This window comes from Roseovarius sp. THAF9 (assembly GCF_009363715.1).
Lineage (GTDB): Bacteria > Pseudomonadota > Alphaproteobacteria > Rhodobacterales > Rhodobacteraceae > Roseovarius.
Window position 1 is genome coordinate 1,134,411 of record NZ_CP045404.1, and the last position, 23,033, is coordinate 1,157,443.

At 64.5% G+C, this 23,033-nt stretch carries 28 protein-coding genes; 9 read left to right on the plus strand and 19 right to left on the minus strand.

Annotation, left to right across the window (positions count from 1 at the left end; genetic code table 11):
* Window positions 1–30 precede the first annotated feature (30 nt).
* The 4 genes from FIU86_RS05550 to FIU86_RS05565 all read left to right on the plus strand — a co-directional run bounded on the left by FIU86_RS05550 (window position 31) and on the right by FIU86_RS05565 (window position 4,581).
* A complete protein-coding gene (locus FIU86_RS05550; protein WP_172977439.1) occupies window positions 31–1,155 on the plus strand; it encodes an FIST N-terminal domain-containing protein in 1,125 nt (374 codons plus the stop codon).
* On the plus strand, window positions 1,155–3,449 hold the full coding sequence (locus tag FIU86_RS05555) for an ATP-binding protein (RefSeq protein ID WP_254703951.1): 2,295 nt from the start codon (window positions 1,155–1,157) through the stop codon (window positions 3,447–3,449). The genes FIU86_RS05550 and FIU86_RS05555 overlap by 1 nt, the downstream gene beginning before the upstream one ends.
* A 14-nt stretch (window positions 3,450–3,463) precedes the next feature.
* Complete coding sequence (locus FIU86_RS05560) at window positions 3,464–4,138, plus strand: hypothetical protein (RefSeq protein ID WP_172977440.1); 675 nt, start codon at window positions 3,464–3,466, stop codon at window positions 4,136–4,138.
* A 116-nt stretch (window positions 4,139–4,254) separates the two neighbouring features.
* Window positions 4,255–4,581 (plus strand): hypothetical protein, encoded by a 327-nt coding sequence (locus tag FIU86_RS05565; protein ID WP_152476959.1) that lies wholly within the window; start codon window positions 4,255–4,257, stop codon window positions 4,579–4,581.
* Window positions 4,582–4,701: 120 nt separating this feature from the next.
* On the opposite strand, the gene pqqE is transcribed toward FIU86_RS05565, so the two are convergent.
* The 7 genes from pqqE to FIU86_RS05600 form a co-directional block, all read right to left on the minus strand.
* Entirely contained in the window at window positions 4,702–5,811 is a 1,110-nt protein-coding gene (gene pqqE, locus FIU86_RS05570; protein ID WP_152474159.1) for a pyrroloquinoline quinone biosynthesis protein PqqE, read from the minus strand.
* Window positions 5,808–6,083 (minus strand): pyrroloquinoline quinone biosynthesis peptide chaperone PqqD, encoded by a 276-nt coding sequence (pqqD, locus tag FIU86_RS05575; RefSeq protein ID WP_152474160.1) that lies wholly within the window; start codon window positions 6,081–6,083, stop codon window positions 5,808–5,810. Before pqqD ends, pqqE begins: the two co-directional genes overlap by 4 nt.
* Window positions 6,083–6,832, minus strand: coding sequence for a pyrroloquinoline-quinone synthase PqqC (pqqC, locus tag FIU86_RS05580; protein ID WP_152474161.1), 750 nt, complete (start codon window positions 6,830–6,832; stop codon window positions 6,083–6,085). The genes pqqD and pqqC overlap by 1 nt, the downstream gene beginning before the upstream one ends.
* Window positions 6,829–7,725, minus strand: a complete 897-nt coding sequence (gene pqqB, locus FIU86_RS05585; protein ID WP_152474162.1) for a pyrroloquinoline quinone biosynthesis protein PqqB — start codon at window positions 7,723–7,725, stop codon at window positions 6,829–6,831. The genes pqqC and pqqB overlap by 4 nt, the downstream gene beginning before the upstream one ends.
* A 27-nt stretch (window positions 7,726–7,752) precedes the next feature.
* The gene (gene pqqA / locus FIU86_RS05590) at window positions 7,753–7,851 is read right to left on the minus strand and encodes a pyrroloquinoline quinone precursor peptide PqqA (protein WP_057796095.1); all 99 of its coding nucleotides are present in this window, start codon (window positions 7,849–7,851) and stop codon (window positions 7,753–7,755) included.
* Between the two features lie 86 nt (window positions 7,852–7,937).
* Window positions 7,938–8,624, minus strand: coding sequence for a response regulator transcription factor (locus FIU86_RS05595; RefSeq protein ID WP_152474163.1), 687 nt, complete (start codon window positions 8,622–8,624; stop codon window positions 7,938–7,940).
* Between the two features lie 47 nt (window positions 8,625–8,671).
* Complete coding sequence (locus FIU86_RS05600) at window positions 8,672–10,240, minus strand: HAMP domain-containing sensor histidine kinase (RefSeq protein WP_152474164.1); 1,569 nt, start codon at window positions 10,238–10,240, stop codon at window positions 8,672–8,674.
* A 168-nt stretch (window positions 10,241–10,408) separates the two neighbouring features.
* Between FIU86_RS05600 and FIU86_RS05605 the strand changes: the two genes are divergently transcribed.
* Window positions 10,409–10,612 carry a hypothetical protein gene (locus tag FIU86_RS05605; RefSeq protein ID WP_152474165.1) on the plus strand — a complete coding sequence of 68 codons (204 nt, stop codon included), beginning with the start codon at window positions 10,409–10,411 and terminating at the stop codon, window positions 10,610–10,612.
* Window positions 10,613–10,619: 7 nt separating this feature from the next.
* Here FIU86_RS05605 and FIU86_RS05610 read toward each other — a convergent pair whose 3' ends face one another.
* Genes FIU86_RS05610 through FIU86_RS05650 form a run of 9 tightly spaced genes read right to left on the minus strand, consistent with a single transcriptional unit; the run spans window position 10,620 to window position 17,400 of the window.
* Window positions 10,620–11,411 carry an ABC transporter permease gene (locus tag FIU86_RS05610; protein WP_103764923.1) on the minus strand — a complete coding sequence of 264 codons (792 nt, stop codon included), beginning with the start codon at window positions 11,409–11,411 and terminating at the stop codon, window positions 10,620–10,622.
* On the minus strand, window positions 11,408–12,127 hold the full coding sequence (locus tag FIU86_RS05615; protein ID WP_152474166.1) for an ABC transporter ATP-binding protein: 720 nt from the start codon (window positions 12,125–12,127) through the stop codon (window positions 11,408–11,410). The genes FIU86_RS05610 and FIU86_RS05615 overlap by 4 nt, the downstream gene beginning before the upstream one ends.
* Window positions 12,124–12,744 carry an ABC transporter ATP-binding protein gene (locus tag FIU86_RS05620; RefSeq protein WP_152474167.1) on the minus strand — a complete coding sequence of 207 codons (621 nt, stop codon included), beginning with the start codon at window positions 12,742–12,744 and terminating at the stop codon, window positions 12,124–12,126. Before FIU86_RS05620 ends, FIU86_RS05615 begins: the two co-directional genes overlap by 4 nt.
* Window positions 12,741–13,487, minus strand: a complete 747-nt coding sequence (locus FIU86_RS05625; protein ID WP_152474168.1) for an ABC transporter permease — start codon at window positions 13,485–13,487, stop codon at window positions 12,741–12,743. Before FIU86_RS05625 ends, FIU86_RS05620 begins: the two co-directional genes overlap by 4 nt.
* Window positions 13,488–14,450 carry an ABC transporter substrate-binding protein gene (locus tag FIU86_RS05630; protein WP_152474169.1) on the minus strand — a complete coding sequence of 321 codons (963 nt, stop codon included), beginning with the start codon at window positions 14,448–14,450 and terminating at the stop codon, window positions 13,488–13,490.
* 33 nt (window positions 14,451–14,483) lie between these two features.
* Window positions 14,484–14,732, minus strand: coding sequence for a PepSY domain-containing protein (locus tag FIU86_RS05635; RefSeq protein ID WP_103764927.1), 249 nt, complete (start codon window positions 14,730–14,732; stop codon window positions 14,484–14,486).
* Between the two features lie 14 nt (window positions 14,733–14,746).
* A complete protein-coding gene (locus tag FIU86_RS05640; protein WP_152474170.1) occupies window positions 14,747–15,196 on the minus strand; it encodes a hypothetical protein in 450 nt (149 codons plus the stop codon).
* 17 nt (window positions 15,197–15,213) lie between these two features.
* Window positions 15,214–16,188 (minus strand): YVTN family beta-propeller repeat protein, encoded by a 975-nt coding sequence (locus FIU86_RS05645; RefSeq protein ID WP_103764928.1) that lies wholly within the window; start codon window positions 16,186–16,188, stop codon window positions 15,214–15,216.
* A 9-nt stretch (window positions 16,189–16,197) separates the two neighbouring features.
* On the minus strand, window positions 16,198–17,400 hold the full coding sequence (locus tag FIU86_RS05650; RefSeq protein WP_254703996.1) for an ABC transporter substrate-binding protein: 1,203 nt from the start codon (window positions 17,398–17,400) through the stop codon (window positions 16,198–16,200).
* Between the two features lie 124 nt (window positions 17,401–17,524).
* Between FIU86_RS05650 and FIU86_RS05655 the strand changes: the two genes are divergently transcribed.
* From FIU86_RS05655 to FIU86_RS05670, 4 genes are read left to right on the plus strand one after another with little or no spacing between them, the layout of a single operon-like run.
* Window positions 17,525–18,031 carry a DUF3280 domain-containing protein gene (locus tag FIU86_RS05655; protein ID WP_152474171.1) on the plus strand — a complete coding sequence of 169 codons (507 nt, stop codon included), beginning with the start codon at window positions 17,525–17,527 and terminating at the stop codon, window positions 18,029–18,031.
* Window positions 18,028–18,570: an SRPBCC family protein gene (locus FIU86_RS05660; RefSeq protein WP_152474172.1), complete on the plus strand. Its 543-nt coding sequence runs from the start codon at window positions 18,028–18,030 to the stop codon at window positions 18,568–18,570. The genes FIU86_RS05655 and FIU86_RS05660 overlap by 4 nt, the downstream gene beginning before the upstream one ends.
* Window positions 18,554–19,486: a cytochrome D1 domain-containing protein gene (locus FIU86_RS05665; RefSeq protein ID WP_152474173.1), complete on the plus strand. Its 933-nt coding sequence runs from the start codon at window positions 18,554–18,556 to the stop codon at window positions 19,484–19,486. Before FIU86_RS05660 ends, FIU86_RS05665 begins: the two co-directional genes overlap by 17 nt.
* Window positions 19,483–20,292 carry a quinoprotein dehydrogenase-associated SoxYZ-like carrier gene (locus tag FIU86_RS05670; RefSeq protein ID WP_152474174.1) on the plus strand — a complete coding sequence of 270 codons (810 nt, stop codon included), beginning with the start codon at window positions 19,483–19,485 and terminating at the stop codon, window positions 20,290–20,292. The genes FIU86_RS05665 and FIU86_RS05670 overlap by 4 nt, the downstream gene beginning before the upstream one ends.
* Before the next feature lie 48 nt (window positions 20,293–20,340).
* On the opposite strand, the gene FIU86_RS05675 is transcribed toward FIU86_RS05670, so the two are convergent.
* The 3 genes from FIU86_RS05675 to FIU86_RS05685 form a co-directional block, all read right to left on the minus strand.
* The gene (locus tag FIU86_RS05675) at window positions 20,341–21,570 is read right to left on the minus strand and encodes a hypothetical protein (RefSeq protein WP_152474175.1); all 1,230 of its coding nucleotides are present in this window, start codon (window positions 21,568–21,570) and stop codon (window positions 20,341–20,343) included.
* Window positions 21,571–21,671: 101 nt separating this feature from the next.
* Complete coding sequence (locus FIU86_RS05680) at window positions 21,672–22,217, minus strand: PQQ-dependent catabolism-associated CXXCW motif protein (protein WP_152474176.1); 546 nt, start codon at window positions 22,215–22,217, stop codon at window positions 21,672–21,674.
* Window positions 22,214–22,999, minus strand: coding sequence for a substrate-binding domain-containing protein (locus FIU86_RS05685; RefSeq protein WP_254703998.1), 786 nt, complete (start codon window positions 22,997–22,999; stop codon window positions 22,214–22,216). The genes FIU86_RS05680 and FIU86_RS05685 overlap by 4 nt, the downstream gene beginning before the upstream one ends.
* Between the last annotated feature and the right edge of the window lie 34 nt (window positions 23,000–23,033).

A 23,033-nucleotide genomic window follows, 5' to 3' on the forward strand; every position in this document is an offset into this window, starting at 1 on the left:
CGCGTGAAGCCTGCCCCGCCTGAATTTGTCATGATCGGGGAATCCCGGGCCGCGGATCCCGCGAGCGCGGTCGCCGAGGCGGCCAAAGGGCTGGCGGGCAAAGGGCTTTGCTTCGTCTTTGCGGTTCTGCCCGACAGCCTTGATGTGCAGGAGACCAGCGCGATCCTGTCAGAGGCTTTCCAGGGCGTGCCGGTCTTCGGGTGCAGTTCGGCGGGGCAGATCACCACCGACGGGTATGACGACCAGGCGCTGTTGTTGATGGGCTTTCCGCGCAGGAACTTCCGCTGTGCCTCGATGCTATTCCGGGACCTGCACCCGGACCACGCCACGGCCTTTGCCGCGGAGGCGCAGAAACAGGCGGAGCGGTTCCGCCACACCGCCGGCTGGAACCGGTTCGCGCTGATCGTGGCGGACGGGTTGTCCAAGCAGGAAGATCTGCTGGTCTCGACGCTCGACGCGGTTCTCGGCGACGTGCCGATTTTCGGTGGCTCGGCGGGCGACGGGCTGAAGTTCGAGCGGACCTTCGTGCTGCATGACGGTGAGACGCATTCCAATGCCGCGATGCTGCTGCTGATCGAGACCGACCTGCAGTTTCAGGGCGTGGCCTTTGATCATTTTCAGCCCGAGGGGGCGCAGATCGTCATCACCTCGGCCGATCCCGAGGACAGGCTGGTCTACGAGATCAACGGGGCGCCGGCGGCGGAGGAATACGCGCGGCTGGTCGGCTGCCCGCCCGAGGCGCTGAGCCCGGAGGTGTTCGCGGAAAACCCGATGATGCTGCGCCACAACCTGACGCATTACGCCCGTGCGATCAGCGACGCCAAGCCGGGCGGCGCGCTGTCGTTGCTGGCGGCCATCGACGACGGGTTGATCCTGACGCTGGGCAAGGCGCAAGGCAGCCTGGATGCGCTGCACGCGGGCCTGTCGACGCGGGATGCGGCGGGGCGCGAGCCGGATTTCATCCTTGGATTCGACTGTTTCCTGCGGCGGCTGGAATTCGAGCACAAGCAGTTGACGCAGGAGGTGTCGGACATCCTTCGCACCCACCGTGTGATCGGGTTCAACACCTATGGCGAGCAGAAATCCGGCCTGCACATGAACCAGACCTTCGTGGGCGTGGCGTTCTTCAAACCCGAAGCGCGGGTGCTGAACTGATGCTGGTGAACCCCGACGAACCGCTGGATGTGCAGGTCGAGCGCCAGGCGCGGATCATCGACGCGCTGATGCGGCGCGCGAACCGGCAGGACGATGTGCGCCCCTCGGCGTTTCGCGCGTTCCAGTCGGCCATCGAATTGCAGGAGAAGATGCAGGCGCAGGGCCGTGATCTGGCGCGCGCGGTGTCGGAACTGGAGACGGTGCGCGGCGAGCAGGAGCGGATGCGCAAGAGCTTGGTGGCGGCGCTGTCCTCGATGGAAGGCGGCTTTGCGCTCTTTATCGACGGCAAGCTGGAGCTATGCAATCACCTGTTTTTGCAGCTTTTCCCCGATATCTCGAACAAGATCGACACCGGGCTGTCGATCGGGCGGTTCTTTGCGCGGCTGGTGTCGAGTAAGTTCTTCCGCTCGGCCGACCGCAACCTCGCCACGCTGCCCGCCACGCTGGAGAAGCGGCGCGACGAGGGGGTGATTACCTCGGTCATGATCGAGATGGCTGACGACCGCTGGTTCCAGCTGAGCGCGCAGCACACGTCCGGCGACAACGTCGTGCTGCTGTTGACCGAGATCACCGATTTCGTGCGGCGCAACCGGTCGGAAAAGGAAAGCCTGATCGACCGGCAGGAGGATTACCTGAAGGCGGTGTTCCAGACGCTGACCTCGGGCGTGTGCACGTTTACGTCCCGGGGGCGCGTGCTGATGCACAACGCGCAGTTCCGCGAGCTGTTGAACGTGCCGGCATCCTATGTTGCGGAAGGTGAGCCGGTGACGGCGCTGGTGGATTATCTGTTCGACACCGGCCTGACCGTGGAAGGCGGCGATACGAGCATCGAGGGAATGTATCGCAAGCTGGTCAAGCAGGGTGCCTTTCGGCAGCGCGTGCGGTTGGGCCCGATGCGGGTGCTGGAACTGCACATGCACGAGATGCCCGACAGCGGGTACCTGGTGGAGGTCGAGGACGTCACGCTGGAGGCGCAGGCGACCGAGACGCTGGAACGCCGGGTGATGGAACGCACCGCCGAGCTGACCCGGGCCAACGAGAAGCTGACCGAGGAATACGAGAAGAAGGCGCGCGTCGAGGAAGCGTTGCGCGATGCCAAGGACAAGGCGGAGAAGGCGGTGTCGTCGAAGACGCGCTTTCTGGCCGCCGCCTCGCACGACCTGTTGCAGCCGATCAATGCCGCGAAGCTGTTGATCTCGACCCTGTTGGAGACGTCGCGGGATACCGACATGCACGGGCTGGTCGAGCGGTTGGAAGGGTCGTTCCGGTCGACCGAGCAACTGCTGCACCTGCTTTTGGACATCTCGCGGTTGGAAAGTGCCGCGCCCGACACGGTGTCGCCGCTGGTGGTGAACCTGACGGCGATGATGAACAGTATCCATGCCGACCAGAGCCTGGTGGCCGAGCAAAAGAACGTGCGGCTGAAGATGGTGCCCTGTTCGGTGCTGGTGCGGTCCGACCCGGTGTACCTGTTGCGGTCGATCCAGAACCTGGTGGTGAACGCGATCCAGTATACCCAGCCCGGGGGGCGCGTGCTGGTCGGGTGCCGCCGCCGCAAGGGGCGCGTGGTGCTGGAGGTGTGGGACACCGGCATCGGCATTCCGAAACGCGACCAGCAGCGGGTGTTCGAGGAATTCGCCCGTGCGGATGGCGAGAAGCTGGCCGCCGGTGTGGGGCTGGGCCTGTCGGTCGTGGAGCGGGCCTGTCGCCTGCTGGGGCACAAGCTGTCGGTGAAATCGAAGCCCGGCGTGGGGTCGGTCTTTCGGATCGAGCTGGAGACGGTCGCGGATGCGCCGGCGGTCAATGAGCCGCTGAGCCTTGCATCCAATGCCGATGACCTGCTGGAAAACCAGATCGTGCTGCTGATCGAGAACGATGAGGATGTGCTGTTTGGCACCACCAAGCGGTTGGAGCAATGGGGGGCCGACGTGCTGGCCTGCCGGTCGATCGACGAGGCGGTGACCTGTGTCGAGGATATGGGCATGGCGCCCGATATCATCCTGGCGGATTACACGCTGGATAATGACGAGACCGGGGTGGATGCCATTGCGAAGGTACGCAAGCTGACCGCGACGCACGTGCCGGCGATCCTGATCACCGCCGATCGCAGCCCGAGAGTGAGGGCGGCAGGGCTGACCTATGACATCTCGGTGATCTACAAGCCGGTGAAGCTGAACCGGCTGCGCCCGCTGATGGCGTGGAAGATCGGTCAGCAAGGCGATGCCGAGGCGCGGGGTGATACGAAAGTGGCCGGTGACAGCGCCGCCGGAGCCTTTAGTGTCTGGTCCGAATAGGGAGGAGATTGAGCATGATGACGCGTCTGACAAGCGCCCTGATCGGGGTTGCCCTGAGCTGTGCCACGGCTGTGGCCGCCCCGCTGAACGGGCAGGAAACCTATGACCTGTTGTTCAAAAACGGCACGCTGGACGATGTGTCGCGCGACATGTCCTTGGTCTACGAGCGCGAGGTCAGCAACGCGCTGGCCCCCGATGCCGCGGAGCGTGACAGCGGCAAGGTGGCGCTGACCGTGGGCGAGGGCGAGAGCCCGATGGCGGTGCTGGAACTGCGGCAGGGCGAGAAGTACCGCAAGCTGGGGCAGTTCCCCGCGAGCGTGGGCAACCCGATGATCATGTTCTTCTACGAGTCCACCGTGCGCGACATGGCCGAAAGTGCCGGCGGCAGCAAGTTCTACATCCGCAACCGGGTGAAGGAGGCGCTGGTGCAGCCCAACGAGGTGACGATGGGCGAGGCCAAGTATGACGGCGAGATGGTCGAGACGCAGACCGTGACAATGCAGCCCTTTGCCGAGGATCCGAACCGCGCGCAGATGCGCGGCTTCGGTGACCTGACGCTGACGGTCACGATGTCCGAGGACGTGCCGGGCTGGTATCTGAACCTTCTGGCTGAGGCGCCGGGGCCGGAGGGGGGCGACGGCTACCGCTCGGAAGTGACTTTTGAGACGCTGGAGGAGGCGACGCAATGAAAACGCGGGCGACAGACGAAAGCGCAACCCGCCCCGGGCTTGCCACGGGACCTCTGAGCCAAGAGAAGAGGCCCCGGCTCGGAGGCCGGGGCGGCGTGGGGCGTGCGCTGGTTGCGATGATGATCGCGGCGCCGGGGCTGGCATTTGGCCAGACCGCGGCGGAACGGCTGAACGATTTCCCCACGGCGGCGCGGGCGGATTACGTGTTCGCCTGCATGTCCACCAACGGCACGACGCGCGAGATGCTGCAGAAATGCTCGTGCTCGGTGGACGAGGTGGCGCAGATCCTGTCCTACGAGGAATATCTGGAGGCCGAGACGGTGTTGTCGATGCGCCGGGTGGGCGGCGAGCGCATGGCGGTCTTCAATAGCTCAGCCGCCGCGGCGAACCTTGTGGCGGAGCTGCGACGGGCACAGGCCGAGGCCGAGATCGTCTGCTTCTGAGGCGGACTGAAGCGTTCCGCCTTTAAGCCGAAGCGTGAGGTAAAGGTGGAACGCGTGCAATGATTTGGCGGAGCACTGCGTTTCGCGAAAATTTGCGATGCACGTTTTTCGCCAAACGCTTTAGCTGGTCGGTTCGACCTCTTTCTTGCCGGGCATGGTGCGGTAGACCAGCGGCGCGTCGGTGTTGGACGCGTGGGTGTCCGCCTGTGCCTGCAGCGCCCCGTGATGCGGCGACTTGATGCAGACCGGGTCGGTTGCGGCGGGGTCGCCGACGATGGCCATGGCCTGGCACCGGCAGCCGCCGAAATCCACCAGCTTGCGGTCGCAGGATTTGCAGGGTTCCTGCATCCAGTCGGTGCCGCGATAGGCGTTGAAGGCGCTGCTTTGGTACCAGATCTCGTCCAGCGGCTTGTCGCGGACCGTCTCGAATTCCAGATGCGGGATGGACTGCGCCGCGTGGCAGGGCAGGACCTGCCCGTCGGGGGCGACGTTGAGACCCGTCGAGCCCCAGCCGCCCATGCAACGCTTGGGGTAGTCGTCGTGATAATCCGCCGACACGTAGTCGATCACCAGCTTGCCTTTGAGAGCGGCGCGGGATTCGGCCACGATGCGCGTGGCCTCGCGCGCCTGTTCTTTCGTGGGCATGAGGGTGTCGAGGTTCTTGAGGGCCCAGCCGTGGAATTGCACGGTGGCCACCTCGATGCGGCGGGCGCCCATCTCCTGCGCCATCTCGATGGCGCGGGGCAACTGGTGCAGGTTGCGCCGGTGCAGGACGGCGTTGAGCGTCAGTGGAAAGCCGATCTGGCCGATCCATTCGGCCACCTGCATCTTGCGCTTGTAGCCGCCATTATAACCGCCGATCTCGTCGGCCATTTCGGGCGTGGTGCCTTGCAGGGACAGCTGGATATGGTCAAGGCCGGCGTCGTCCAGTTCCTTCAGCCGACGCTCGGTCAGGCCGATGCCGGAGGTGATGAGATTGGTATAGAGCCCGGCGTCGCGCGCGGCCTGCACGAGCGGCACCAAGTCTCGGCGGGAGGCGGGCTCGCCGCCCGAGAGGTGCAGTTGCAGCACGCCGAGCCTTGCCGCCTCGTCGAAGACGCGGACCCAAGTTTCGGTATCAAGCTCGCTGTCCTGCCGGGCTAGTTCCACGGGGTTGGAACAATAGGGGCAGGAGAGCGGACAGCGGTGCGTCAGCTCGGCGAGCATGGCGATGGGGGCGGGTATTTTCATTGCGCTACGTCCAGAAATCTGCGGTCGCGCAGGGCCGTGAGGAAGCCGTTGCTGTCCTCGGTGATCTGCTCGACCGGGGCATTGTACTTCTCCGACAGGACCTGCGTGATCTCGCCAAAGCTGCGCTGCCCGTCGACCTCGGTCAGGATGGCGTGGCCGATCTGATCAAGGGTGATAGCGCGTTCGGGCGCGAGCAGCACCCACGTATCGCGCACCTTGTCGAAATGCAGGCGCACGCCGCGGGGCAGGGAGGGAATGTCGGTGGCGATCATCAGGAGGCCCTTTCGAGCAGCAGCCCTTCGCCCGGTTGCCAACCGCCCGGCGGGATGCGGGCGGGTTCGACATAGGCGCTCCAGAGGGCGTCGAGTTGCGACCAGAGTACGTCTGTCTTGAAGATCAGGGCGTTCGCTGCCGCGTCCTGTTTTTCCTGTGTATCGGCGTGGTCGAGCACCCAGGCGAGGCCGAAGGCAACGTCCTTGGGCGCTTCTTTTAGCCGGGTCTTGAAATAGCTGAGCGAGCTGTCGTCGGCGAAGTCGTAGTTCTTCAACAGGCCCTCGATCCGGTTGGCATGGATCTTGGGGGCGAAAAGCTCGGTGAGGGAGGAGGCGACAGCCTCCAAAAGCGTTTTGTCGCGGACGAAGCGGACATAGGCGTCGCAAGCGAATTTGGTGGCCGGCAGAACGCCTTCGCGGGAGGCGACGTAAGCCGGGTCGAGGCCCACGGCCTCGGCCAGCCGGAGCCAGCGCTTTATGCCGCCTTCGTTTTCAGACGTGCCGTCGTGATCCTCGATGCGCGACCGCCAGGCCCGGCGCAGGTCGGGGTCCTCGACGCGGCTCATGAAGGCGGCGTCCTTCATGGGGATGGTGTGCTGGTAGTAGTAGCGGTTCAACACCCAGGCGCGAACCTGATCGGGCGTGCAGTCGCCGCCATGCAGGCGGTCGTGGAACGGGTGCAGGTCGTGATACCGCTCGGCGCCGATCTTGCGCAGGCGGGCCTCAAACTCTTCGCGGCTTTGCGTCATGGCGTGATCTCCATTCCATCCTGTCCGATAATCCAGCCCGCTGCCTGTGCCTCGGCCTTTTCCGCCGAATCGGGGCGCAGCACCGGGTTGGTGTTGTTCATGTGTACGAAGACCTTCTTTCCGATATCCACCCCGGCGAAGGCGGCGATGGAGCCATCGGGGCCGGACATGGACATGTGGCCCATGCGTTTGCCTGTCTTCTTTCCAAGCCCTGCGCGGACCATTTCATCGTCGCGCCAGAGCGTGCCGTCGAAAAAGACCATGTCGGCACCTTGAAGGCGCTCTCGCAGGTCATCGTTGAGGCGGGCGCAACCGGGAATGTAGAAGGCCGTCGTGTCGCCGTTTTCCAGCACGACACCCACGGTCTGTTCGCCCATCAGGTCGGTTTCGACCGTCTCGCCCTCCATGTAGAGTGGCACCTTGCCGGGGACAGCGAAAAGCGTCGCGGTCAGGTCGGAGGCCAGTTCGAAAGGCTCGTCGAGGGCGATGTTGGTGCGGGTCACGACGTCGGCATTGAGCGCGTCGAAAATGGGATTTGCGGCCAGAACCTCATGAATGCCCTTGGTTGCGAACAGCGTGAAAGGCTGCATTTCGCGTAACGTCAGCAGGCCGGCCACGTGGTCGATATCGCCATTGGTCACCAGCACGGACGTCAGCGGCAGCGTGCGCAGGTCCGTGGGGTAGAGCGCGGGCGTGTGCGACATCTGTTCCCTAATGTCGGGAGAGGCGTTCAGAATCGCCCAATCGACACCGTTTCCGGTGACGGCGAGGGACGATTGCGTTTGTGAGGGTATGTCGCCTGAACGTGCAAGATTGCAGTTATCACAACCGCAATTCCACTGGGGCAGGCCGCCCCCGGCAGCAGCGCCGAGTATTTGCGCGCGGAATGACATCAAGTATCCTCCCGCGCGCAAGCAGTCTTAGATCAGGACTTCGCGCTCTTCGTCGAAGTCAGGTCCGTACATGTTGATTTCCATGCCGCATTCGATTTCGCGGATGATCGGTTTTGCCCATGCCATGATGGTTTCCTCCTTTGAATAACGAGTTGAATATGACAACTCGGCCGCTTCATTGCGACTCTTATATTCTTTGAAACGCTTAGACTTTAGTCCCGGTTCCCGGGCTCGGTACGTGGTGCGAGGCCGTCTATGACGAAGCCTTGGTTGCGTACCGTCTTGATCTCGAAAGCAAAATCGGCGTCGCGGAGTTTCTTGCGCAGATAGCCGATATAGACGTCGACCACGTTTTCGTTACCCGATCCTTCGGCCTGCCAGAGTGCGTCGAAGATGTCGCCGCGGGGCAGGGGCGTGCCGTCGTGGGCGATGAGAAGGCGTAGAAGGTCGTCTTCGCGCTCGGTCAGCGAGACCTTGGCGGTCTCGGTCTGCAGGACGCGGTCGGCGGTCAAAATGGCGGGCTGAGGGCGCTGGGAGGTCGCGCGGCGTTCCTGCACGCGCAGGCGGGCCACCAGTTCATCGAAGCTGAAAGGTTTGACCACGTAATCGTCCGCCCCGGCCTCGAGCCCGGCGGTGCGGTGTTCCACGTCCGACAGCGCCGAGAGCATCAGGATGGGCAGGGTGGCGCCGTTTTCACGGGCACGGCGCACGAGGTCGAGGCCACTGTCGGCGCCCAACATGACGTCGATGATCGCGCCCGAGAAACTCTCGGCGCGCAGCTTTTCGAGAGCGTGGTCATAGCGGTTGGCCGTCTCGGCCTCATAGCCATGCAGGCCCAGCCCCCGCGCGAGGGCGGAGGTGATTTCCGGGTCGTCGTCGACGATCAGGAGGCGGGTCATGGCGGTGCGGTCACTTTCTCGGCTGCGGCGTTGAGGATAGCGCCGTTTTAGCCGGTTGAAAGGGGAAGGCGAACCGCGATCTTTGTCCCGGGTGCGTCGCCGAGGGCGGTGTCGCGCGAGACGGGGCTTTCAAGCGTGATGGTGCCGTCATGGGTTTCGACCACCCAGCGGGCTAACGCCAGCCCGATGCCGAAGCCCTGGGCCGAGGCACTGCCGGCTTGGGCGAAGCGCTTGAAGATGCCGGGCTGGTCCTCGGGCGCGATGCCGGGGCCGTTGTCGATGACGGCGATTTCGGTGGTCTGGTCGTCCGATCGTGCGTCGAGGCGCACCTGTCCGCCGTCGCGGGCGTGGCGGATGGCGTTGCGGACAAGGCCGACCAGCACCTGTCGGATCCAGTTGCGGTCGCAGGTGAGCGTGACGTCGGGGATGTCCGAGAGGGTCAGGGTCATGCCCGCGTTGTTGGCTTCGGCGCGCACTTCGTCGTGCACTTCGCTCATGAGGTCGGGGAGGGTGACCGTGGCGTGATCGAGCGCCAGTTGACCACTGTCCGAGCGGGCGACACGCAAGAGGTCGTCGATTCGGCGATTGAGGCGCGCGGCGCGGGCCTCGATCGTGGCGAAAGCGTCGGCCTCCTCGCCGCCGGCGGCGCGGCCGATCTGGGCCTCCATCAGAATGACGGTAAGGGGCGTGCGCAATTCGTGGCTGACATCGGCAAAGAAGCGGCGGCGATTCTCGTCGATTTCGGCGAGGGTTTCGTTGGCGGCGCGCAATTCCTCGGTGCGGGCGGCGATGATGCTGTTGAGTTGGGCGCGGTCCTGTTCGACGGCGGATTTGCGAGCGGCGAGGGCGTGGGCCATGCGATTGGTCTCGGCGTAAAGCCCGCCGATCTCGTCCCGGCGGGTTTCGGGCAGGTCGATGGCGAAGTCCTCCTGTCCGATCTTCTGTGCCGCATCGCGCAGGCGGTCGAGCCGGGCGAATTGCGGGCGGATGAGGCCGAAATAAAAGGCCAGCACCATCAGGACCGCGGCGACCGCGATGGCGATGGCGGCCAGCGTCAGCTTTTGGCGCAGGCTGACGATATCGGCGCGGATGTCGTTGCGGAACAATTGTTCGGTCTGCACGGCCTGGCTGAGCAGGGGGTCAAAGCCAGTGGCAAAACTGTCGATATGGGCTTGCAGGCGAGCGCGGTCGATCTCGTCGTCGCCAAGGCCGCGCATTGTGCTGTTCAGCAGCGCCTCCATCCGGGCGAGGCCGAGCGATTGCGTGCCGAAGCGGGACTGGGCGTCGATGCCGAGGTCCTCGGCCTCCTGCACGGCTTGGGCGACGTTCTGTTGCAGGCGCTCGAAGGAAGTTCGGAGATTTTCGACCACGGGTTCGAGGCGCTCCAGCCGGGTACCGGCGGGCAGTTCGCGCTGCACGGCCTCGGTCGCGACGACGAGGAAGGTGGCGGCCTGCGTCGAGAGGCCCGCATAGCCCGACATGCGCTGTTCGGCCTTGAGCGTGGCGTCCAGACGGTCGGAGACGGCCAGCAGACCCAACCAAAGTATCAGCGCTGTGACCCATGTGCCGACCCCCAAGGCGAGGGCGCCGAGGCCAAGGAGGGTTTTCAACGACATGGCAGGATCGCCTTCCGATTGGGCAAATGTGTGAACCTGTTTATGTTTTGCGCACAAGTTCTGATGTATGTTGGTGCGTACTTTGTGGTTCCCCTTTTTTTAGGGGTTTTGTGGGTTACTCCGAAACTTGACGGGAGCGAGGACCACAGCAACCTGAAAGGAAGCATCATGATCGAGCTCCTATTTATCGCCTGTATGGCGAATGATCCGACGCAGTGTCGCGAACGCAGCCTGATTTTCACCAATGTCACGCCGATGCAATGTTTGATGGGCGCCCAGCCGGAACTGGCGAAGTGGGTCGTTTCACACCCCAATTCGCGTATCCGCAGCTGGCGCTGCCGGACGGTGAACACTGCCGAGGTCGACATCTGAGCGGTCCTCAGGTCTTGCGTTTCATCAGGCCGCGGGCGGGGTCGTAGCCCCAGATCGCGAGCGCGCAGAAGACAAGGGTGCTGCCTGTAACCCAGGCGAGTGCGGTCCAGTTGATCTGCAGGTAGAGCGAGAAGCGAATGAGTTCGACCGCGTAGGTGAAGGGGTTGAGCGCGCAGATGTCGCGCAGGAGCGGCGAGCTTTCGGCCATTTTCCAAAGCGGATAAAGGGCCGAGGACATGAAGAACATCGGGAAGATGACGAAGTTCATCACGCCCGCGAAATTTTCCAGCTGCTTGATGAAGCTGGAAAGCACCAGCCCGAGGCCGCCGAGCATCAGCCCGCCGAGGATCAGGCTGGGTAGCACCGCGAGGTAGCCCCATGTGGGCATGGTGATGCCGAACGCCGCCGCGATGGCGAGGAAGGTGTAGACCTGCAGCACCGAGATGATCGTGGCGCCGAAGAGGCGGCAGATCAGCAGCCACCAGCGTGGGAAGGGGCTGGTCAGCAGAAGGCGCATCGAGCCCATTTCGCGGTCATAGACCAGACTGAGCGAGGATTGCATCCCGTTGAACAAGAGCACCATCGCGCAGAGGCCCGGCACGATATAGGTCTCGTAGGTGACGTAGGTCTGGTAAGGCGGGATGATCGACAGGCCGAGGGCGGCGCGGAAGCCGGCGGCGAAGATTAGCAGCCAGACGAGGGGACGGACGAGCGCGGCGATGAAGCGCTCGCGCTGGTGCACGAAGCGCAGGAATTCGCGGGCGATGATCGCCTTTGCGACGCGGAAGGTGCCGGTCATGCGACCTCTCCCGTGCGCGACAGGAACCAGTCCGACAGGCTTTGATCGCCACGGGCATCCCCGGCGGTGCCGCGGTGGATAATCTGGCCCTTGTGCAGGACAACGAGGTCGTCGCCGTCGCGCACCTCGTCGGTCAGGTGGGTGGTCCAGAGGACGCAGAGGCCGGTTTTCGTCAGCTCGTGAACATGGTCCGTGATGCCCTGCCGCGAGGCGGCGTCGAGGCCAACGGTGGGTTCGTCGAGCAACAGGACGTGTGGGTCGTGAATGAGGGACCGCGCGAGTTCCGTGCGGCGGCGGTGGCCGCCGTTGAGGTCACGGGCCTTTTCGTCGGCCCGGTGGCGCATGTCGAGCTGGTCGAGGGCAGCGTCGATGCGGCCGGGGATCTCGGATTTCGGCAGGCCCTGGAGGGCGGCGAAATAGGCGAGGTTCTGGCGGACCGACAGGTTGAGGTCGAGCGTGGATTGCTGGAAGACGACGCCGAGTTTGCCTAAGGCCTTGCGGGGCTCGCGGCGCATGTCGTGGCCTGCGACGGTGATATCGCCCTGGGGGGCCACAAGCAGGCGGGTCAGAAGGGCGATCAGCGTGGACTTGCCTGCGCCGTTGGGGCCCAAGAGGGCGCAGAAGGTGCCGGGGGTGACATCGAACGCCACGTTGTCCAGCGCCTGCTTGGCACCGTAGTTGAAGCTGAGGTCGTTGACGGTCAGGCCTGTGGTCACGTGGTCTGGTCCTTTGTCGTTCCGGCGAGCTGTGCGCCGTCTGGCCCACCTTCCAGTGTCAGGGTCCGGTGTGCAAGCCGTGTCGCCTCGGCCATGTCGTGGGTCACGAAAAGCGTCGCGGGCTGATGGCGGGCGATGAGTTGCTCGGTCAGTGTCAGCATCCGATCGGCGGCGACGGCATCGAGCGACACGAAAGGTTCGTCCATGATCAGCAGGTCGGGCTGTCCGGCGAAGGCGCGGGCGAGGGCAAGGCGGCGCTGCTGGCCGAGGGAAAGCTGGCCGGGGAAAAGCGTTTCTTTGCCCGAAAGGCCGACCTCGTCAAGCGCGGCGAGGGCGCGGTCGCGGGGCAGGCCGGGGTGCAGGAGCGTGAGGTTGTCGAGGGCGGAGCGCCACGGCAGCAGGGTGGGTTCCTGAAAGACCATGGCCATCGCTTCGGGGCGGTCGATGTGGCCGGTGAAATCGGTGTCGATGCCCGAGACCAGCCGCAGGAGGGTGGACTTGCCGATGCCGGAGGGGCCGACAAGGGCGACGGTTTCGCCCTGCGCGATCTCGAAAGCGATGGGGCCGAGCACGACGTCGTCGCCGAAGCGTTTCTCAGAAATGGAGACGGTGATCATGCGCGGCGCCACCGGGTTGCGTGGCGTTCCCACGGTTGCAACAGCGCCCATTCCACCAGCAGCATCACGGTGATGAAGGAAAACGCGTAGACCAGCACCATGGCGACGTCGAAAAGCTGGAAATAGAGGTGGATCTGGAAGCCGATGCCGGAGGAACGGCCGAGGAATTCGACCACCAGAACGATCTTCCAGATGACGGCCACGCCGCCCCGCGCGGCGGCGGCGATGAAGGGGCCGAGTTGCGGCAGGACAACGTGGCGCAGGCGCGTCCAACCGGACATGCGGTAGACCCGGGCCAGCGCGTCAAGCTGCGGGTCCAGCGCACGGGCGCCTTCGCGGATGACGATGGCGACGTTGGGCACCTTGTTGAGCGTGACGGCGGCAATGGCGGCGGCCTCGGTCAAGCCGATCCAGAGATAGCAGAGCACGATCAGCACCAGCGCGGGCAGGTTGAGGAAGATCACCAGCCACGGGTCGAGCCAGCGGTCGAGCGCGGGGGAGCGGCCCATGGCGAGGCCGATGGCGCTGCCGAGGGCCATGGCGAGGCAGAAGGCCCATAGGACGCGCAGAAGGGTGGCCGAAAGGTGGGTCCAGAGCTCGCCGCTGGCAATTTCCTGGGCGAACAGGGGTGCGAGGGCCCACGGGGTGGGCAGGACCTGCGGGTCGGCCTTGAGCGTTGACGCCACGACCCAAAGGGCCAGAAGCCCCGCGATGGAGAGAAGCGGCGTCAGCTTGGTTTGCATTTACTGGACGTCGGCGAAGAGGCCGTCGGGGAGTGTGTCAGCCTCGCCGACCAGTTCGGCGCCGCCGAGGTCGTGCATGAGGCTGAGCAGGGCTTGGGCGGCGTCGGTGTCGATGGGTTTGCGGGCCGGGATGCCAGCGATCCAGTCGGTGCGGAGTTGCTCGAATTCGGCGTCGCTGTCGGCGTTCATCATGGGTCGCAGGTCTTGCCAGATGTCGTCGGAGGACATGAGCAGGGTTTTGGCCTCGCGGCTGGCCTCAAAGAAGGACTGGGCGAGGTCGGGGTTCTCCGACAGGAAGTCCTCCTTGAAGTAGTAGCCCAGGAGAGGCGTCTCGGGGTCGAGGCCCAGTTCGCGGGCTGCGGTGTCGACGGAAATGAGTTCATGCATGCCGGCGGCCTTCATCTTGGCGAGGTAGTGCCAGTAATTGATGGCCCCCGCGAGGTCGCCGTCAAGGGCGGTGCGGAATATGAGGGGCGGGGCGCCGAAGACCTGTTCGGTTTCCGCTTCCAGGTCGAGGTCATGCGCCTGCTGCGCATAGGCGCGCAGGATCAGCCAGGATTTGTCGAGCGGGCCACCGGCGATGCCGATTTTCTGCCCGGACAGGTCGGCCAGCGTTTCGGCGTTGGAGCCGGACGGCACCACGACGCCGCCCACGGCGCGGGAATAGGGGAGGAAGACGTATGGCTTGCCCGCGGCACGCTGGCGGGCGACCCAGATCCAGTCGGCGACGGCCATGTCGGCCTCGCCCCCTTCGACCGCGATACGGGTGGCGCCATTGTCGGCATAGGGCTGAATGTCGAGGGTGAAGCCGTGTTTCTCGTCGAGGCCTTCGTCGACGATGGTCTGAAGCTCCCAGTTGACCGTGCCGATCTTGAGGGTGGCGGCGCGGATCGTGGGGGGCTCTTGGGCGTAGGCCGCCATGCTGCTTAGCAAGAAGGAGAGAGATGCTATGATGCGCAACATGGCGGGCCTTTACTCCACGGGAGAACGGAGAATTTACTCGGCGCGGCGTTCGACCTCGTTCAGGTCGGCGTCGAGTTCGATGTCGAACTGGTTGCCGCCTTTGCAGATCACGTCGTCAAGTTCGTAGCCGCCGTCATCTTCGGCTTCGATATCGGCGGGGTCCATCTGGCATTCGATGGAGGCGAGATAGGCCTCGATCTTTTCGACCGTTTCTGCATCGACGTGGTCGTCGGCGAGAGCGGGCGAGGCGACAAGCGCCGCGATTGCGAAAATACGTTTCATTTGAGGGGTCTCCGTTACTGGATGTTGAAGGTAACTTGTTGCGTTTCGCCGGTGGAGCCGGGGATGCGCAGCGTGTGGCTGCCCGGCTTGATGGCGATGAAAGAGATCGTGGCCACGCCCGCCTTGTCGAACTCGAGGGAATCGACGGCCATGGGGCGGATCTCGATCTGGTTGATGACAATTTCGTTCATCCAGATCGCGCGGAAGAATTCGCTGCCGGTGACGGCCAGCTCGGCCGATCCGTCTGCGGTGATTTCAAGCGTGTAATAGGCGCCCGATTGCAGGTTCACGGAGCCTGTTTCGTGCAGCGGCTGGCCCGAGGCGAGGGTGATCGGGATGTCGTCGCCGCGATTGCAGGCGGCCAGCAGGCCGGCAAAGCCGAGGTCGTCGCAAAGCGGTGCGGCGGCGGCGGGGCCGGTGAGGCAGGTAGCGGCGGTGGCCGCGGCCATCATCAGTTTCTTCATCGTGTCAGTCTCCTTCATTATTCGATGGTCACCACGCCCCAGGGCTGTTCGCCAACCTGGATGGAGCGCACGGCCTCTTCCTTGGCCACGTCGATGACGGTGATGTCGTTGGAATTGCCGTTGGTCGTCAGCAGGTATTTCTCGTCCGGCGTGAAATCGAGCTGCCAGACGCGCTGGCCCACGAGGATGTAGTCGAGCACCTCGAGGCTTTGGGCGTCGACCACGGCGACGCGGTTCGACGGGCCGAGCGCCACGAAGAGACGCTTGCCGTCGGAGGTGACCTTGGCGCCCACGGGTTGCAGCCATTCGGGCTGCACGTTGGGAACCTCGAAGCTGATCTTCTCGATCAGGGTCGGCGTGCCGTCCTCGGCGATGTCCATAACGCTGACGGTGCCGCCGATCTCGGACGTCACGAAGAGGCGCGTGCCGTCGGCGGTATACTGGGCGTAGCGCGGGCGCTGGTCCACGAGCACGTTATGCTTGATCTCGTAATCTTCGGTCGAGATGAAATGCGCCATGTTGGTCGTCTCGGAGGTGTTCACGACCCATTTGGCATCGGGGCTCATGCCCATGCCCTCGGGTTCCACGCCCACGGGCACCTCGGCCAGCACGGTGCGGCTGTCGGTGTCGGTGACGGTCACCAGGTTGTCATCCTCGTTGGCGATATAAAGCCGCTTGCCCGAGGGTTCGATGATGAAAAGCTCGGGGTCGGGGCCGGAGGGGAGCGAGGGCAGTTCCTCGTAGGTTTCCGAATCGAACACGCGGACGAGGTTGTCGTCGGAGGCGCAGACATAAATCTTGGTGCCATCGGGGCTGGCGGTGATGCCGCGGGGGCGGTTGCCGGCGAAGAATTCGTCGGTCACTTCCCAGGTTTCGGTATCGACCACGGTAATGGTGTTGCCGCGTTCGTTGGTGACGAAGGCCTTGCCGGCCAGCGCGGGCCCGGCGGCGAGCGCCAGGGCGGAGGTCAGAAGGAGTGCCTTGAGTTTCATGTGTTCCCCTTAGTTGCTGAAGGCCGTGCAAGCCGATTCCGCGCGGTCGAGGCCGAGCGTGTCCTGCACGGCGTTCTGGTGCAGGAAACCTTCCTGCGGGCTGACGCTGACCGTGACGCGGTCGTCATAGAGCATGACCTGCTGGCGCATTTGGCCGTTCCAGTCGCGGAAGGTGACTTCCTGTCCCTTGAAACCGGCCAGTTCGAACTGGTCGGAGAGAAGGTAGTCCTTCACGCCGTCGGGTTCGGCAGTCTGGGCACGGGTCACCGCTTCGCCCACCGCACGCAGGGCGATCCAGACGTTGTAATCGGCGTCCTTGATGTAGCGACCCGCCAATTCCTCGAACCGGGTCTGAAGCTGGGTCGCGCCGTAGGCTTCGTGCCCGCCATGCATCTGCACGGGGCGCAGGCCGGACGACCCCATCACGGGGCGCGGATCCCACAGGTGATAGGTGAGGTAGGCGGCGAAATAGTCGGTCTCGTCGGCGGTGATGACCACGTCATGCTCGGGCAGGCCCTGCATGAAAGTGGGCAGCTGGCGCTGGACGAGGACGTGACCCGAGTCGGTGCGGCGGGCGCCGCCGGTGTCCTCGAAGGTGCGTTCCTCGACGATGTTGGCGCCGAACTTGGTGGCGGCGCGGCGGTAGGCGTCCGCCAGTGCCATGTCGGCGGGATTGGAGCCGGAAATGAGCACCCAGCGCGGCCATTTTTTCCAGATGGCGAATTGCGCGATGGCGTCGGCTTGCTGGGCATAGCTGGTGGCGGTGTGCAGCAGGTTGGCGCGGCATTCCTCGTTGCGCATCGGCATATCGCCGGCGCGGGCGTTGAAGACCAGCGCGCCCTCTTCTGCGGCACGGTCGGCAAGGCGCAGAACGTCCTCATCCCGTGCGTGGACGACGATCAGGCGAATCCCGTCGGCGAGGATTTCATCGAGGGCGGCATCGGCGGTGTCGGGCGTGGCTGATTTCTGGACAGTCTCGTAGGTATGGCCCATGAAGCTGCCGGTGCTGTTGTTGTCCTGATCGGCCAGCGCGGCGCCGGCGAAGCCCAGATCCTCGGGCGCCTCGTCGAAGCGCGAAATGGGGCGCTGGACCTGGTAGTCGACCCTGAGGACGGCAGCGCGCACGTCGATCGCGGCGGCAGATCCTGCGGTGGAAATCAGCGTGGCGGCGCAGAGCAGCGCGGCCGCGAAAAGCGTCGCAAAACGGTTCAGCACTTTTATCCTCCCTTACCGCGAAGTTGGTCCCCGCGGCCCGACCAATACCAATTGCCGTGTTTCGCAATAACTGTACGCAACGCAGAATGAAGGGCGACTCTTAACTTCTAAGAACGTCCGTATGCGATTGATATTGTTCCTGTTCCTGGCTTTCGCCCCGGCTGCGTACGCGCAAGGGGACGTGGCCTTTTTCGGGCTGCATCTAGAGGACAGTTCGGACCAGACGACGCAATCTTCGTCGCTGATGGCGGAGGGGCCGGACGAGGCCGACCTGGCCCGCGTGAAGATGCTGGAAGGGATGTTGGCGGAGCGATTCGAGGCAGAGGGCTATACGCTTTTGGACCTTGCGCCGGTGGCGGAAGAGTTGGAGCGCGTGAGCAACCCGGCGAGCTGTTACGGATGCGATATTCGCATGGCCGAGACGCTGGGCGCGGAGTTCATCCTGGTGGGCGAGGTCAACATGGTGTCGCCTGTTCTTGTGTCCATCGCGGTTCAGTTGAAGGATGCCGCCAGTGGCGAGATCGTGAAGGGCGGCAGCGTCAGCGTGCGCGGCAGCACCGACGAGATCTGGGCGCGGGGGATGCGACAAATCTTGAAAAACCGAATCTTCAGGGAGGAAGATATATGAGAAGACGACTGTTCATGGCCAGCCTGACGGCGCTGATGCTGCCGGGTATGGCGCTGGCGCACGGGCCGACGCGGCAGAAGGTGACGCGGACCACCGAGGTGGCGGCGGACCCGGCCGAGGTCTGGGAGGCGATCGGGAATTTCCAGGACATGTCCTGGCACCCGGCGGTGCATTCGACGGAAGGCGAGGGCGGCAACGAGATCGACGCCACGCGCGTGCTGACGCTGGGCGAGGAAGGTGGCCCGACCATCGACGAGATCCTCTACAAGTACAGCGACGAGAAGATGAGCTATTCCTACCGGATCACCGAGGTCGCGGTCGAGACGCTGCCGGTGACGAACTACTCGTCCCACCTGACGGTGAAGCCGCGTGACGGGGGCGGGTCTATCGTGGAGTGGCGCGGCGCGTTCTATCGCGGCTATCCGAACAACGATCCGCCGCCCGAACTGAATGACGAGGCGGCGATTGCGGCGGTCAGCGGCGTCTACCAGGCGGGGCTGGATGCCCTGACCGAGCGGTTCGGTGCGCCGGGCTCTTAACGCGCTGGCGCTTTGCCTGGCCACGCCGGTGGCCGGGCAGACCGCGTTCGTCACCTGTCAGCCTGCCGATGCGTTGAGCGTGATCGACGTGGCCCGCGGGGTCGAGGTTGATCGCTGGGACGTGGCGGGCAAGCCTGCCGGGGTCGCCGTTGGTGGCGATGCGGTCTATTCCGTCTCCCCGGATAGCAAGACCGTGCGGCGTTTCACGCTCACCGGCAGGCTTTTGACCGAAACGGTGCTGGATGGCGGGCCGACCGGCGTGGCGCTGGATGCCGCGCGCGGGCGGCTGTTCGTGTCGGACTGGTATAACGCACGGCTTTGGGTGTTGGACGCCGAAAGCCTAGAGGTCTTGCAGGAGCTTGAGACCGGGGCGGAGCCAGCGGGGATCGCGCTGTCGGAAGATGGGCGGTTTCTGGCCAGTGCCGAGAAGGATGCCGACCGGGTGTCGGTCTGGGACGCCGGGACCCTTGAGCTGCTGCATAGGGTCGGTGTGGGCGTGCGGCCCTACGGGCTTGGCTTTGCACCGGATAGGCGGCTGTTCGTGGGTAACGTGGGCAGCAATGATGTGAGCGTGGTGGATGCCGAAACTGGCAAGGTGCTGGCCACGGTGCCGGTGGGCGAACGGCCTTATGGCGTTGCCTTTGCAAGCGGGCGGGCCTTTGTGACCAACCAGTATGCGAACAGTCTGAGCGTGATCGACCTGGCCACGCTGGAGCCGGTCGAGCAGGTCAGCGTCGGGGAATATCCCGAGGGGATCGACGCCACGGCGGACGGCGCACATGTGGTCTTTGCCAACTGGTTCGAGAACACGGTGAGCGTGATGGACGCACAAACGCTGGACGTGGTATATGACGTCGAGACATGCGACGGGCCGCGGGCCTTTGGCATATTCCTGTCGGGAGGAGGCGAGGAATGATTGGAACGTCTTTGCGCGCATTGAGTGCGCTGTGCGTGATGGCAGTGCCGGCGCTGGCAGGCACTTGGGAGGATCTGAGCGCCGAGATATATGGCGAGCGGGCGCTCTTGGACGGCGCGCAGGTGATCGCCATCGACGCGCCGTACCGGACGGGCAACGACGCGCGCACGCAGCTGGCGGCGCAGGTGGTGGCGCCGGAAGGGGCCGAGATTGCCAGCGTGACGCTTGTGATCGACGAAAACCCGATGCCGGTGTCGGCTGTCTTTGACCTGGATGCGCCGTTGCCGGCGTTCTTTTTCGACGTGACGATGCGGATCAACGGGCCGACGCCGATGCATGTCGTGGCCGAGACGACCGATGGGCGGCTTTTTGTCTCCGAGGCCTTCGTCAAGACATCGGGGCAGGGGGCCTGTGCAGCGCCGCCGGGGACCGATCCGGACCTTGCGCTGGAAACGCTGGGACAGATGGAAATCGAACTGGCCGGGCGGCTGACCGGGCTGGGGCAAAGCGCGGCGGACAAGCTGGCCAATCGGCTGAACCGGATGGACGTGGACATCTCGCACCCGTCGCATTCGGGGATGCAGATGGACCAGATCACGCTGCTGTTCCTGCCCATGCGCTATGTCGAAACTGTGGAGATTGATCTTGACGGTGCGGGATATGTCGAGATGACGGGGTCGATTTCGCTGTCGGAAAACCCGCAGGTGGCCCTGTCGGTGCCGAGCCGGGCGCAGGCGGTGGACGTGACCATGACGGATACCGATGGCACCGTGACCCATGCGCACAAGAAACTGACTGGATATTGAAATGGGCGGCCCCGGGCGCGTGATGCGCCAGGGGCCTGTCTTTTGTCGTTACTCGCAGGCCGCAGCGAAGCGCGCGGTATTGTTCTCGACGCTTTCGACCGTCAGCGTGCAGCCGTTGTCGAGTTCCACCTCGGAGCCCGACTCGGCGGACTGGGTCGAGAAGCCGTTGACGGCGAAACGCACGGTGTCGTTGGCGATCGAGCTGACGAAGATGCGGATGTCGCCGTCGTTCAGCATCGCGGTAGAGCCGACACCAAAGGTTTCGGTGTCCTCACCGGACGCGGCGCCGCTGTCATTGGAACTGGAGCCTGAGCCACCTTCGCTGAGCTGAGCTTCAAGTGCTGCGACGCGTTCCTCAAGTGCGGCGATCTTGTCTGCGCTGGATTGCGTGCCCTCGGAGCCTTCGCTGTCGCTCTCGGAGGAGGCGGTTTGCTCTTCGGAGCCTTCGCTATCGCTCTCGGACGATGCGGCTTGCTCTTCGGAGCCTTCGCTATCGCTCTCGGAGGAGGCTGCCTGCTCTTCGGAGGCTTCGCTTTCGCTCTCGGAGGATGCGGCTTGCTCTTCGGAGGCTTCGCTTTCGCCCTCGGACGATGCGGCTTGTTCCTCGGAGCCGTCGCTGTCGCTCTCTGAGGATGCGGCTTGCTCTTCGGAGCCTTCGCTGTCGCTCTCGGAGGATGAGGCCTGCTCCTCGGAGCCTTCGCTGTCGCTCTCGGAGGATGAGGCCTGCTCCTCGGAGCCTTCGCTGTCGCTCTCGGAGGATGCGGCCTGCTCCTCGGAGCCTTCGCTTTCGCTCTCGGAGGATGCGGGTTGCTCTTCGGAGCCTTCGCTGTCGCTCTCGGAGGAGGCTGCTTGCTCGTCGGAGCCGTCGCTTTCGCTCTCGGAGGAGGCTGCCTGCTCCTCGGAGCCCTCGCTGTCGCTCTCGGAGGATGAGGCCTGCTCCTCGGAGCCTTCGCTGTCGCTCTCGGAGGATGCGGCCTGCTCCTCGGAGCCTTCGCTTTCGCTCTCGGAGGATGCGGTTTGCTCTTCGGAGCCTTCGCTGTCGCTCTCGGAGGAGGCGGCCTGCTCTTCGGAGGCTTCGCTGTCGCTCTCGGAGGATGCGGCTTGCTCTTCGGAGCCTTCGCTGTCGCTCTCGGAAGATGCGGTTTGTTCCTCGGAGGTTTCGGTGTTGGCTTGGGCGGTCTGGTCGCCAAGCGGTTCGGGTTTCGGGCGCAGGGCGGCCACCGCCAGAAGCACGGCCACGGCCGCGATCAGAACCCCGTAAATCAACTTGTCATTCAATGTTTCCACTCCCAGGTCTTGGTGTTTTCGGTGCGCGAGTCGCTTTCAAACCATATGGGACGACCCGGCCAAACGGCAAATTTCCGGCGCGTATTCGCCTGTCAGGGGGTGGGGAACGGCTCAATTTCTTTCAACGGAAAATCCTGAAACGCCCACCCGTCCGTACCATCGGGAAACCAGTAGACTTGCGAATGGTTCCATTCGATCGCACGTTTTGCGGCGTTCCAGCTCATCCAGCACTCGGCCAGGCAGAAGAAAACGACCGGGCGGTCGGGGTCGCCCTCGGTCGCGTGATCAAGCCCGGCGCGGAAATAGTCGGCGGTGACGTCGGCCAGCGCGCCGTAGCCCACGTTGGGCAGCCAGAGCGCGCCGGGGATGCTGGGGCGGGGCTTGTCGCGCCAGATGGTGCCTTCGGGCAGGTTCTCGGGCTTGGGCGCGCGGGGGAGGACGTCGATGAAGGCGGCCTCGCCGGCCTGCCAGAGGGCGTGCGCCTCTTTCGCGTCGATGACGGTGCCGCCCTGAAGCGTGGCAGGCACCGGCGCGCGGTAGTGGTCCGTGCGGTAGTCGGAAGGCTCGGGGATGTCTTGGGCGGTGCCTGGCGTTGCGGCCCAGGCCGCGAGGGCGAGGGCCGCGACGAGGCGTTTCACTGCGCCAGCTCCAGCATTTCATTGCCCATGTCGCTGACCAGCGGCACGCCGGCCTCGACCAGAAGCGCATTGATTTCGTCCTGGTGACGGCGGATGAGCGAGTTGAGCTCGCGCTGCCAGACCTTTTCGCCCTGCCGCACGCCCATGGTGATGCGGAAGAAGAGGCGCGGGGGCAATTCCTCGTTGATGAGAGGGATCACCTTCATGCCGGGGTAGTCCGCCTTGACCAGCGGGCCGCCGAGCGGGCCCCAGAGGATGGCGGCGTCGGTGTCGCCGGCCTTGAGGTCGTCGAGCATGTTGATCGCCGGATTCTCGTGCCGGCGGTCGACAACAAGGTTGTAGGGCTTGGCCTTGCCGATCAGCCCGTGCCGCGCAAGATGCGCCGAAGGCGGCGTTCCGGCGATGATGCCGATGCGGGTCCCCTTCAGAGCGTCGTCTGTGAGGGTCTCGACCGAGGCGAGCGGGCTGTCCTGCGGGACGATAAGCGTATAGACCGAGCTGAAGTAGTGGTTGGTGTTAAGCACCAGTTCATGGCCCTGGGCGTAGCCCATCACGACGTCGCAGCGCTTGACCTTCAGCGTGTTGCGGATGAACCCCGTGGCCTGCGGATACCAGGTGTATTGCACCGGCAGGTCCAGCTTGGACGCGATGAGTTCGGCCAGCTTGTTTTCGTACCCCGTTCCCTCTTTGGTGGACATGGGGTAGTTGGCCGGATCGGCGCAGACGCGCAGCGCGTTCTGCGACACAAGATCGGAGGTCTGGGCCGTTGCCGGCCCGGACATCAGCAGCGCCGAAAAGCAAAGCGCCGCCGACCCG